This window comes from Finegoldia magna ATCC 53516 (genome assembly GCF_000159695.1).
Lineage (GTDB): Bacteria > Bacillota > Clostridia > Tissierellales > Peptoniphilaceae > Finegoldia > Finegoldia magna_F.
In genome coordinates this window covers 1767479-1780176 of sequence record NZ_CM000955.1, presented here as the reverse complement: position 1 = coordinate 1780176, position 12698 = coordinate 1767479, and the positions used below count along the sequence as shown (strand labels likewise).

The window sequence follows — 12698 nt, the reverse complement described above, 5'->3', positions numbered from 1 at the left end:
GTGATATGGATAAAAAATTAAAAAAAGATTTTCAAAAGAAAATTATACGAAATAGGGACGCTCCTGAAAAGAATATGGATAGTAAACTTGTTCATTCAGATGATTATACCAATAAGATTATTAAGAATAAGGATAGGTTCGGAGATAAAATTTCAGAAAAAGAATCTAAACTTATTCATGAGAATGTATTAGCTAAAGATCAAAAACAAGATAAACTAAAAGATTTTCAGAAGTCTAAAAACAAGGAAAGAATCAGAAAAGAAGTTTTAGATAATAAGGATAAGGTTGAAGAAACAAAACAAACTAATCTTGAAATAAGGACAGATGAAAGCATTAAACTTGATGAAGACTTAGATGTAGACTTCAAAAAAGTAAATTTTGATAGTGAAAACAGTAGAAATATTAATTCTAATAAATTAACAACAGATGATATTTCAGCTAACGCTCAACCAATAAGCAATAAGAAGGCATCAAGTAAAAGAAAAGTTCTTAAAAATTATGAGGATAAACTTATCCATAGTAAGGATAAATTCCAAGACAAAATCAACGAGAAAGAGTCTAAGCGAATCCAGACAAGTGAAGATAAACCTATCGAAGCAGAGAAAAGCAAGAGAATATATAGAAAAGATAAGCTTGTTAAAGATGAAGTGAGCAAGAACGACAGTAATGCTAATATCGATAAAAAGCGAAAACAGAAACTTTATCAAGAAAAGAAGTTTAGAGATAAGGAGAAAATTTCTAAAGAAAAAGATAAAGAAAATAAGCTAAACGAAGTTGATACAGATAAAACTTTTGATAATCCTGAGTTTAAAGACAATAATCAAGAATTTATAAAAGATGAAAAAGAAACAAGCCTTAAACCTTCAGAACAAAAGAAAGTTAATAAAAAGAAGACTTACTACAAGAGAAAAAATTATGAAAGTGATAAATTTACTCGAAAGAAAATCGATGACTTAAAAAATGAATCTAAGAAAGTTACACCGAAAGATTCTAAGAAGGCACAAGATGTTAAAGACTTTATATCAGATAAAAAGATTGGAGAGCTTGAAAAGTCTAAAAGCAAGCTAAAGGATAATATTTTAAAGAATAAAACTAAAGGAAGTCTATCTTCTGGGGTTTTATTATCTGGAGCTAAGTCATCAGAGTTAGTGAGAGATTATTTAAGTTCAGGATCTGATAATACTGGTGTAGAATCTGGAGAAAAGGCCGCTAATGTAAGCTCTAAACTTCAGCATGGAATAAGGAAGTATAAGTTAGACAAAAAGAAAAAGTCATTAAAAAAGCTATCTACACTTGATAAGAAAATAAGAAATAGAAAAAGCAAGTTGGAGTTTAAAAGTGGCTTGGAAGATTTAAAAAAGTCAGACTCCTATATAAAGAAAAATAGATTTAAGAAGTTTTACCAAAGAAAACAAATGAAAAGCATGATAGCTAAAAAGCACGAAACAAGACTGGTAGATAGAGTTAAAAAAGAGACTGTGAAATAGTTTGTGTATAGAATCCTCCTGATATAATAGTAATCAGGAGGATTTTAAAATGCCAAGAAAAAGACCAGAAACTAGACTCAACAAAATATCCAAGATGTTAATTGAAGAATATCAACCAGAAACAGTACAAGATTTACAAGAAGCTTTGAAAGATCTTCTAGGAGACACAATGGAACAAATGTTAAAAGCAGAGTTAGATGAACATCTAGATTATGAATATGGTGAAAAACCACTGTCATTAAACACAAGAAATGGATCAAGTAAAAAAACAGTTAAATCATCATACGGAAACATAGACCTAAACATCCCACGAGACAGAGAAGGATCCTTTGAGCCACAAGCATTGAAAAAATATCAAAAAGACATATCAAACATAGAAAACCAAATAATATCTATGTATGCAAAAGGAATGACAACAAGAGACATATCAACACACATAAAAGAAATCTATGGATTTGGAATATCAGAATCCATGGTAAGCAAAATAACAAATAAAATACTACCAACTATTGAAGAATGGCAAAATAGACCATTAGAAAAAGTATATCCATTTGTATTTTTAGATGCAATACACTATCATGTAAGAGAAAATAACATAGTAGTAAAAAAAGCAGTATATATAGCCACTAGGATACAATACAGAAGGATACAAAGAAATACTTGGAATGTGGGTAGGAGGAAAATGAATCAAAGTAAATACTGGCTATTGGTATTAAATCAATTAAAAGAACGAGGATTAGAAGATATATTAATAGTCTCAACAGATAATTTATCAGGATTTAGCCAAGCAATAGAAAGTGTATATCCAAAAACAGAAATTCAAAAATGCATAATTCATCAAATAAGAAATTCAACAAAATTCGTATCATATAGAGATATAAAAGAGCTAATGAAAGACTTAAAAACAGTATACAAAGCATCAACGAAGAACTAGCACTAAGTAATCTAGATATATTTGAAGAAAAATGGGGCAAAAAATACCCAATGTGTGTAAATTCATGGAGAAATAACTGGGCTGAATTATCAACATATTTCAAATATCCAGAAGGAATAAGAAAACTAATATATACAACAAATAGCATAGAAAACTTTAATAGACAACTTAGAAAAGTAACAAAAAACAAAACAATATTTCCAAGTGACTACGCCCTACAAAAAAGCTTGTATCTAGCGATGGTAGATGCTTCAAGTAAATGGACGAGTAGAATAAGAGGATGGGATCAAATATTGTCACAACTATCAATATTTTTTGAAGGCAGAATCTAAATTTTGCCATAAAGATAATAAAAAATTTGAATCATTCAATCAAGAGTAAAGGTATAGCCCTGGTCTGACGACCAGCTCTTGACAGAAATCTTCAAATTTTTAAGAAATACAATTAGGCAAAAAGGGAGATTTTTAGAAAAATCTTGACCTTTTAGTTTAATTGTGCCAAAATTAGGTTACAAATATCTGAACTTTCAGATTTTAGTAATAAAAGTATATTTTTTAAAAATCAAAAAAATATCAGCTCACAACCTATCAGGAGGAGCTGATACACAAAACTTTTCACATACCCTTAAAAAAGCTATTTTAAGTTTAGGTAAGGCTTCTAAAGAGCTAATCGTAAGAAAAAGTAAGATGGTTCTATTTCTAGTAATAGGACTAGGTCTTATGCTATCAATCATGATTGGTGGTGGAAGTGTTGGTATGAGTGGATTAAGTAACTCTGTTAACTCAGTAATGACAACAACATACCTATCACAAGATACAGTTCTAAGTGAAGTTAATCAAGAATTTTCATCAATGGAGTATGACCTACAATCACAAATCGAAAGTGTAAAAACAAGTCATCCTGGATATGACGAATATATTATAAATAAAGATGGAGAAATTGGTCATAATACCCATGAACTTTTATCCTATATAACTTCAAGATGTGGTGAAGTAAAATCAGCATCTGAAGTAAAAGGAATTTTAAAAGAGCTTTTCGATAAAATGTATAAGCTTGATTTTAAGGAAGAAATCGAAATTAGAACAAGAACAGTAGAAAGAACTAGATATGATAGTCGTGGTAATCCCTATACTAGCTATGAAAAAGAAGAGTACGAATATAAAAAGTTAATTGTAACTTTAAAGAAAAGAGAAATGGATGAAGTTGTTAGGGAAATATTTAAAGATTATCCAGACAATGTAGTTCATTATGAAGCTCTTCTTGAAGCTAAGGGAAATATGGGAGATGTTTTTGGATCAGGTAATGGGGACTTAGGAGAAATAGTAGATAATCCAAACTTTGGAAATCCTGGTCTTGCTTTTGATTCAGCTACTGCCAAAGCCTTATTTAATGAAGCAGAAAAACATATAGGCAAAAGATATGTGTTTGGAGCAAGTGGACCATCTAACTTTGACTGCTCAGGTTTTGTATGTTGGTCATTTACAAAGTCTGGTGTAAAGAGAATGCCAAGAACAACTGCATGGAGAATATACAAAGACTATTGTAACCCAGTCAGTCCAAGTGAAGCTCAACCTGGAGATATTATATTTTTCCATTCAACATATAACAGTGGAACACCAATATCTCACGTAGGAATATACGCAGGTAATGGAATGATGATTCACGCATGAGATCCAATTCAATACACATCAATAAATTCAAAATATTGGAAATCACACTTTTATGGTTTTGGAAGACCTAGATAGAAGGGAGATATTATGTGAACAGGAAGCTTATAAGTATTAGAAACAAAAAGAAAAAAATAGAAGAGAAATTGAAAGATTTAAATGCAAAATACAAGGAAATTTGCGATGAAGAAATACAGGTTGAAAATGAAGAAATAATTGTAACTCTTAGGAGGAACAATATTAGCTTGGAAGAATTAATGGAGAAAATCAATGATAGAAAAAGAGAAGAGAAATTAAAAGAAAAGGAGAACATTCATAATGAAGAAATTTAATACGAACAGACTAAGAGCCTTTTTTATGGCTCTTTTATTAGTTTTAACATCAACTGTGCATACAAGTGCATTTGCAAAGTCTGATGTTACTTGGACGGAAGATGATTTTATGTATTCCTCTGAGGGAAATATAATCGCTTTTAGTGATAAGGGCTTAGAAAAGAAAGAAAAGACAAATATTCTAGTATTTCCTGAAGGAACGAAGTCTATAAATGGAAATTATTCTTTAAGTCATTCAAACGATGAACTTAGATATAAAAGAGAATTTGGGCGTGGCAAACATTGGGATAAAGTAATTATTCCTGATTCTGTTAAGCATTTAGGTTATGCTGCCTTTTACGAAGCAAGTATAGATGAAGTAAAACTATCAAATAGTCTAACTTATCTTGGTGGTTTAGCATTTTTCAATTGTGGACTTAGAGAAGTAACTTTACCTAATACTTTGGTAAATATTGAACATAATGCTTTTGAAAGAAATAACCTTCAAGAAATAACTATACCGAAGTCTGTGAAGACAATTGAACAGTATGCTTTTTCAAGAAATAAACTACACACTGTAAAAGTTTTAGGCAATCCAAACATTAACAGTAAGGGAGTATTCCATAATCAAGAAGTTGAGTATAGACCAAAACAAAATCCATTTTACGAAAATCATTTTGGTTTCAACGGAAATCAAGGATTCAAATCTATTCCTAATGGATTAAGGTTTGAAAATGGAGAGTTTGTCTTTGATAAGAACGTAGATAGTGTAGAACTTGAATTTGATTATAACAATGATTTGTATCAAGGAAAGATGACTATATACAATCCAAATAAATATTCCATTGATACTCAAACAGATTTAACAGGGCAAGATATTGATGAAAAGGACAATAAGATTGATGATTTAACTAAAAATATTAAGGACTTGGAAAATCAGATCAAAGACTTAAATGATAAGAAACAAGAAGACCAAACAAAGATAGATGAATTAAAGGAAAAGTTAGAATCTTGCAAAGATAATGGAGAGAAACTAAAACAAGAAAAAGCTAAGCTAGAAGAAGAAATTAGAGATAAAGATAATAAGATTGCTCAATTGAATAAAGAAATTGAGGAACTTAAAAATTCTAACAATGATGAACTAATAGCAGAAATTACTCAGCTTAAAGATGAATTAAAAAGATTACAAATGAAAATGCAAAACTAAAAGAAGATTATTCATCTACAAAATGGGAGTTAGAAGCTGAGAAAGAAAAGACAGATAAAAACGAAAATAAAATCAAAGAAATGCAAGAAAAGCTTGAGTCTTTAGAAGGGGAACTTGCAAAGAAGACTAAAGAAATTGAAGATAAAGATAATAGAATTAAGGACTTAGAAAAAGCTCTTGATGAAAAAGATGCTAAGATAAGAGACTTAGAGTCTAAAAAGAAAGAGACAGAAAATTCTAAGTCAGAATGCTGTAAGAAAATTGAAGAGCTTCAAAAGGCTATTGATAGTTTAAAAGTATCTTCTGAAAATACAAAAAAAGAATTAGAAGATAAGATTAAAGTACTAGAAGAAAAACAAAAAGCTTCTGAAGAAGAAATTAAAAAGCTAAAAGAAGAATTAGATAAGAAAATCGAAGAAGCAAAGAAGTTAATCGAGGAAGCAAATAAAAAAGCAAAAGAAGAACTTGAGAAACAAGCTAAAGATGAAAAAGATAAAAATCTAAACCAAGACCTATCTAAAAAATTAGATGAACTTCTAAAACTCCAAAAAGAAAACAAAGAAAAGAAAGAAGATAAGAAATCTCAAGATAAGAAGTGGGATGAACTTTTGAAAGCTGATGACAAGAACATCCTAAATCAATTTGATCTTAACAAGATGAAAAAGCAAGAGGAACAACAATACAAAAAACAAGTTAAAGATGAAAAAGAATTTGCAGTTTTCCAAGTTGACAAAAACTTTTATAACATTATCAACAAAGATGGTAAGACAACAGTCTATATGGATGTAAAAACTTATGTGGATCAAGGAAGAACTATGATTCCAGTAAGATATATCGCTTATACTCTAGGTTTTAATGTTGAGTATGACAACTCTACTCGTGAAGCTATTTTCTCCAATAAAGAGAATAATATCCTAGCTAAAAAGACATTAAGACTAAATATTGATACTGGTGTTATGAAAGATTCAGATGGTAAAGTCTACAATTCAGATGTTAAGCCAGTTATTATAAATGGAAGAATCCATGCTTCAATTTCAAACATTGCTAAAGCTTTTGGAGCAAGTAATGGAGATATTAAAGATGGTAAAAACCAAACAATAGAATGGGACAATGCTAGAAAAGCAGTCTATGTATTTAAAAATGTAAAATAAGAAAGGATAGAAAAATGAATAAGAGTATTAAACGAGGAGTAGCCATAGCGTTACTCCTTTTTACATTTACAGTACCAGCAACTACATTTGCAATGACAAATGAAGGGCAAATAGAAAGTCAAAACGAATCAATCTATGAACCACAAAAAGAAGAATTTGAAAAAATGTTGAAAGATGATGTTTTTACACCGTCAAAAGAAGAAATTCCTTATCAAGATGTTCCAAGAATACCAGGAAATACAAGTGAAGCAAATAAGCCTTCAAATAATCCTCCAAAGAAAACCCCACTTGTAAAAGGTGGTAATACAAAGGCAGTAAATAATCTTGCGACACAAGAAAATAAGGCAAGAGGTTCAGTAATTGAAAATGTAGATAGGAATGGAAAAGATATAACACCAAGTGGAGATACAGAAAAAGATAAAGAAAATCCAGTAGATGTGAGACAATTTTTAACATTTCAAACTAAAAGTGGAAAAACTATGCACCTAATAGTGGATCACTCATCAAATCAAGATAATGTAAGGCTATTGACAGAAGTAGGAGAGAAAGACCTACTTAATATGATTGAATCAGAAGACAAAAATACTATAAAGGTTGAAGAGCCTAAGAAAGAAGAAGTAAAAAAAGAAGAACCTAAGACTGTTCCAGTAAAAGAAGAAAAGAAAAGTGGAATAGGTTCATTTCTAATTATTGCACTTGTAATTGGAGGAGTTATAGGAGCAGGATACTATTTTAAGGTAGTCAAAGCTAAGGAAGATAAAATGTTGGAAGACTTTGAAGAAGATGATAAGGATTATATTAGTGAGTCAGAAGATGAATCTGACAATGAAGAAAGTAATGAAGAATCTTTAGATGAAGACGATGAAGATGAACTATTATAATAATTTTTAAAAGTTTGAGCGAGAGAGAAATCTTTCGCTCTTTTTTTATTTATGGAGGTATTAATGAAATTAGTAATAGCAGAAAAGCCAAGCGTAGCAGTTACAATTGCAAAAGTAATTGGAGCAAGAACAAGAAAAAACGGATATTATGAGGGGAATGGATACATTGTTTCTTGGTGTGTCGGTCATTTAATTCAAATGGCAAGTCCAGAAAGACACGACGAAAAATGGAAGAAATGGACAATAGAAAATCTTCCTATAATTCCAGAAGAATATATTTATGAAGTATCTAAAAGCACTAAAAAACAATATGGAGTTTTAAAGAAACTTTTAAACGATAAGAATATCGACACAGTTATAAATGCTTGTGATGCTGGAAGAGAGGGAGAACTTATTTTTAGGCTTGTATATAATCAAGCTAAATGTAAGAAGAAAATTCAAAGACTTTGGATATCTTCAATGGAAAACAAAGCTATTGAAGATGGTTTTAGAAATCTTAAAGACGGAGAAAAATTTGAAGACTTATATGGATCGGCAAGTGCAAGAGCTACCTCTGATTGGCTGGTAGGAATGAATTTAAGTAGGCTTTATTCTTGCATTTACAAGGAAACATATTCAGTTGGTAGAGTACAAACACCAACTCTATATTTAATAGCTAAAAGGGATAGTGAAATAAATCTATTTAAGAAGCAAAAATATTATACAGTTGACCTATCTTATAAAGGATTGAAACTTGTATCAGATAGGATTGATAAAATCGAAGTGGCAGAGCAACTTTTAAACTTGATAGAAGATGAAATAGTTATTACAGAGGTAGAGGATAAAGAAATAAGCACAAAACCAGATAAGCCTTATGATCTCACTACCTTACAGAGAGAAGCAAATAAATATTTTGGATATTCAGCAAATGACACTTTAAATATGGCACAAGGTCTGTATGAAAAAAAGCTAATCACATACCCAAGAACAGATAGCAGGTATTTAACCGATGATATGGTTACTACTATGAAAGAATTATTAGAAGGACTTGAAGAAGGTTTTAAAATCAACGAATCAAACTTTAAGTCTATTTTTAATTCATCTAAGGTTACAGACCACTATGCGATTATTCCTACTATATCAGGTATTGGAAAAGTTAAAGATTTATCTGATAAAGAAAGCAAAGTCTATAATCTAATTAAGGATAAACTACTTGCTTCATGTTCGGATAACTTAAAGGAATCTAGTAGAAAAATCAGATATGAATATGATAAATTTAACTTCAATGCAAGTGGAAAGACTATAATCGATGAAGGTTATACCAAGTATCTAAAGGCTTATGGAAAAGAAAAGCAAGAAAATGAATTACCAGATGTAAAGACTGGAGATAAAATTAAGCTAACTTCTAAAAATATATCGGAGAAATTTACAAAAGCTCCAAGTCATTATAATGAAGATACACTTTTAAAGGCTATGGAGAATGCAGGGATTGAATCACTGGATAAAGATATAGAAGTGGAGAGAAAAGGCTTAGGAACACCAGCTACAAGAGCAGGAATTATTGAAAATCTTATCCATAAGGACCTTATAAGAAGAGATAAGAAAAATCTACTTGTAACAGAAAAAGGCAATAGACTTGTATCAATTGTAGAGGATAAGTTTAAGTCAGCTAAAACAACATCTGAATGGGAAATGAAACTTGCAAAGATTAGCTCTGGTGAAGTAGATAAAGAAGACTTTTTAAGAGAAATAGAAGATAGTATAAGGGAGCTTGTAGATAGGTACAAGAATAATCTAAATGAATAAGGTAAAAATATTGGAGCTTTTCGGTGGCATAGGTGCTATTAGAAAGGCTTTTATTAATTTAAAGATATCTTATGAAGTAGTTGATTATGTAGAAATAGATAAGGCTTGTGTTAAATCATACAACGCACTTTATGGAGAGGCTTATAAGCCAAAATCAGTAGTAGGATATAAAGCTCCTAATGAGAAGATAGACTTAATTATGCATGGAAGTCCTTGCCAAGACTTTTCAAGAATAGGGAAAAAGCAAGGAGGAGTAAAGAATTCAGGAACTAGATCAAGCTTACTATTTGAAACAATTAGAATAATCAAAGAAATGAAAGATAAACCTAAATGGATAATTTGGGAAAATGTAAAAGGAGTCCTTGATAGAAATATGAGGGACTCCTTGTTTATTTATCTAAAGGAGTTAGAAGACCTTGGATATGAAAGTAAGTATGAAATTTTAAATGCAATGGACTTTGGGATACCTCAAAAAAGGGAGAGGATATTTGTTGTTTCATGTCTAGGAGCAAATAACTTTTCTTTTAATAAATTGGAGAGGAAAGAAACTAGACCACTAAGTGAATTTTTAGAAAAGGATGTAAGTGAACTTTATACAATGACCCAACCCTATATGCTGAAATTTTTAAATAAAAGCATAGATAACAGTTTTAGAGGGCGACTCAAAGTGATTAAAGATTTTTCTTATACTATTTCTACAAAACAAATGAGAGTACCTAATTCTGGAATAATAGATATTGGAAATGGTAGGTATAGGTATTTAACAGAAAGAGAATGCCTAAGACTCATGGGTTTTGATGATAGTGATATAGACAAATTAGAGGAAGTGCATTCAAGAAGAAAAAATTGCACTTCAAGCAAACTATATAAGCAGGCCGGCAATTCTATTGTGGTTGATGTTTTAATGTGCATTATTAGTTCAATAATGCATGTTAGTGCAAACTTATTATTGTGAATGATATAATAAAATAAAAGACAGGAGGATATGATATGGATATTCTAGAATGTAAATTAAAGAATTGTTATGGAATAGATGAGTTTAACCATGAATTTGATTTTACAAATACAAATGTGATTACAGTATATGCAAAAAATGGATTGATGAAAACTTCTTTTGCAAAAACTTTTAAGAAAATTCAAGATGGTAAAGCTGACGAAATACGTGATGAAATATTCGATATAAAAGCAGAAGTTAATGTGAGCATAGATGGACAAGATATAAGAAAAGAGCAAGTGTTTGTAATAAAAAGCTTTGAGAATTATTATGAATCTAGTAGTGTAGCAGATTTATTAGTAGACGAAAAAACAAAAAAATCTATCACAACTTTATTAAAGCAAAAAAATAATTTTTTAAAAAAGTTAGTGCAATATTCAGGATTAAAAATTGAAAAAACACAACAAGGAAGAAAAATTTATGAATTAGAGCCTACAGTAGTTTCTGACATGAATTTAAGTGAAAAAAGTTTTTTATTAAGCTTGAAAGAATTATGTGAAGCTGAAAATAAAACGTATTTACCTAATGTTAAATACTCTACAATTTTTGATGATAGTGTAATTAAAAAAATAAAAGACAGTAGTTTTCAAAATAAAATAAAAGAGTTTTGTGAAGCTGCTGAAACTATATACAGTAGTTATACTTTTTTTGAAAAAGGTCAATTCACATTTCCAAAATTGAAGAATGTTGCAAAAAATTTAGATTCAGATAATTTTTTTGTAAGAGATAATAAACTTAATTTAAATAATAGCATAGTAATTGGTAATAATGATGAACTACAAGAGAAAATATATGAAATAGAGGGGAAAATTAAAGATATTCCAGAATTTCAACAGATAGAAAAGTTACTAAGTGATACAAAAGGCATATTATTAAGAGATACAATAGAAAACAATCCTGAACTAATAGAGTTTTTGAAAATAGAAAATTTAGATAATTTAAAAAAAGAATTATGGACTTCATATATAAAGAAAGAAAAGAAATCTTTTGATGATTTATTAGAGATATATAAAGAATTAGAGGAGAATATTAAAAATCTCAATATAGACAATACATTGTGGAATCGTTCTTTAGAAATATTTGAAGATAGGTTCACTGTTCCATATAAGATGAAAATATCAAATTTAAAGGGAGCGATAATAGGAGAAAACCTACCACGTGTGGAGTTTATATTTGAAAAGGGTGAAAATCAAGCAAGTTTAGATAGATCAAATTTAGAAAAATTAGACGTGTTAAGTCAAGGAGAGAAAAGATCTTTATATTTGTTAAATATAATATTTGACATAGAAAAAATAAAAAAAGAAAGCAATGAAGTCCTATTTATAGTAGACGATATAGCAGATTCTTTTGATTATAAAAATAAGTATGCTATTGTAGAATATTTGTATGAAATGGCAACAATTGATAATTTTAGAATGATAATTTTATCTCATAATTTTGATTTTTATAGAACAATTTCTTCTAGACTAAATGTACCTCGTACATCTAGATTTATCGTTGAAAACAAACAAGATTTAAATTTGATAGAAGAGAAATATCAAAAACAACCTTTTATAACATGGAAAACTAAACCAGATAAATATTCCTTATTTGCACTTATACCATTTGTTAGGAATCTAATTGAATATAGTTTTGATAAATCTGTTAATGATTCAAATTATTATGATAGCGATTATGAGCTATTAACTAATTTACTACACAAAAAAGAAAATTCAGGAACTATTAATTTTAAAACTTTAGGGAAAGTATATAAAGAATATATAGGGAGATTTGATATACCAAGTGAGTTTAAAGAGGATGATCTGGTTATAGAAAAGCTTTATGAAACTACTGAAAACTTAACTAGTAACTTAAATTTGCTCGAGCATAAAGTTTTATTATCAATGGCTTGTAGACTTAAAGCTGAGGAAATAATGTTAGATAAAATTAATAATTATAATGGTATGCTAAATTGGAAAGTGAAAAATAATTTGAAAACAGGAGATAAAGCGGAATTTCTGAATCATGTAGATAAAACTAATAATATGACCAGGGTATTATTTGATGCATATAAGCAGATTGCGAATGAAGAACAAATTAATATAGTTAATGAAGTTAATATAATGACTCCAGAAAATATTCATATAAACTCTTTTATGTATGAGCCTATAATGGATATGGATATTAACGAATTATTGAACTTATATGGAAAACTTAAAGAATTAATATAGGTCATTTAATTATATTACATTATAGACGGTAGATTATTTAAAATCTATCGTCTTTTTTATTACTCAAAAAA

Annotated in this window: 5 protein-coding genes and 4 pseudogenes; all 9 read left to right on the top strand. The window is 29.3% G+C overall.

Annotated elements, in window-relative coordinates; genetic code table 11:
- Window positions 1–5: 5 nt before the first annotated feature.
- Window positions 6–1472, top strand: a pseudogene (locus HMPREF0391_RS08535) (hypothetical protein); the annotation flags it as partial.
- Window positions 1473–1536: 64 nt separating this feature from the next.
- Window positions 1537–2753 (top strand): annotated as a pseudogene (locus HMPREF0391_RS08530) (IS256 family transposase).
- Window positions 2754–3044: 291 nt separating this feature from the next.
- Window positions 3045–4166 (top strand): annotated as a pseudogene (locus HMPREF0391_RS08525) (C40 family peptidase); the annotation flags it as partial.
- Window positions 4167–4180: 14 nt separating this feature from the next.
- Window positions 4181–4420 carry a hypothetical protein gene (locus HMPREF0391_RS08520; protein WP_001080402.1) on the top strand — a complete coding sequence of 80 codons (240 nt, stop codon included), beginning with the start codon at window positions 4181–4183 and terminating at the stop codon, window positions 4418–4420.
- A pseudogene (locus HMPREF0391_RS08515) lies at window positions 4407–6757 on the top strand (leucine-rich repeat protein). The gene HMPREF0391_RS08520 and the pseudogene HMPREF0391_RS08515 overlap by 14 nt, the downstream one beginning before the upstream one ends.
- Before the next feature lie 14 nt (window positions 6758–6771).
- Window positions 6772–7638 carry a CD1107 family mobile element protein gene (locus HMPREF0391_RS08510; RefSeq protein WP_002836659.1) on the top strand — a complete coding sequence of 289 codons (867 nt, stop codon included), beginning with the start codon at window positions 6772–6774 and terminating at the stop codon, window positions 7636–7638.
- Between the two features lie 63 nt (window positions 7639–7701).
- A complete protein-coding gene (locus tag HMPREF0391_RS08505; RefSeq protein WP_035109583.1) occupies window positions 7702–9423 on the top strand; it encodes a DNA topoisomerase 3 in 1722 nt (573 codons plus the stop codon).
- A complete protein-coding gene (locus HMPREF0391_RS08500) occupies window positions 9416–10378 on the top strand; it encodes a DNA cytosine methyltransferase (protein WP_002836657.1) in 963 nt (320 codons plus the stop codon). Before HMPREF0391_RS08505 ends, HMPREF0391_RS08500 begins: the two co-directional genes overlap by 8 nt.
- Before the next feature lie 35 nt (window positions 10379–10413).
- On the top strand, window positions 10414–12627 hold the full coding sequence (locus HMPREF0391_RS08495) for a hypothetical protein (RefSeq protein WP_002836656.1): 2214 nt from the start codon (window positions 10414–10416) through the stop codon (window positions 12625–12627).
- Window positions 12628–12698: the final 71 nt, after the last annotated feature.

Excerpts from the sequence above, each read along its gene's own strand:
- HMPREF0391_RS08495 (WP_002836656.1), top strand. The coding sequence starts at position 10,414 with ATGGATATTCTAGAATGTAAATTAAAGAATTGTTATGGAATAGATGAG.
- HMPREF0391_RS08510 (WP_002836659.1), top strand. The coding sequence starts at position 6,772 with ATGAATAAGAGTATTAAACGAGGAGTAGCCATAGCGTTACTCCTTTTT.
- HMPREF0391_RS08500 (WP_002836657.1), top strand. The coding sequence starts at position 9,416 with ATGAATAAGGTAAAAATATTGGAGCTTTTCGGTGGCATAGGTGCTATT.
- HMPREF0391_RS08505 (WP_035109583.1), top strand. The coding sequence starts at position 7,702 with ATGAAATTAGTAATAGCAGAAAAGCCAAGCGTAGCAGTTACAATTGCA.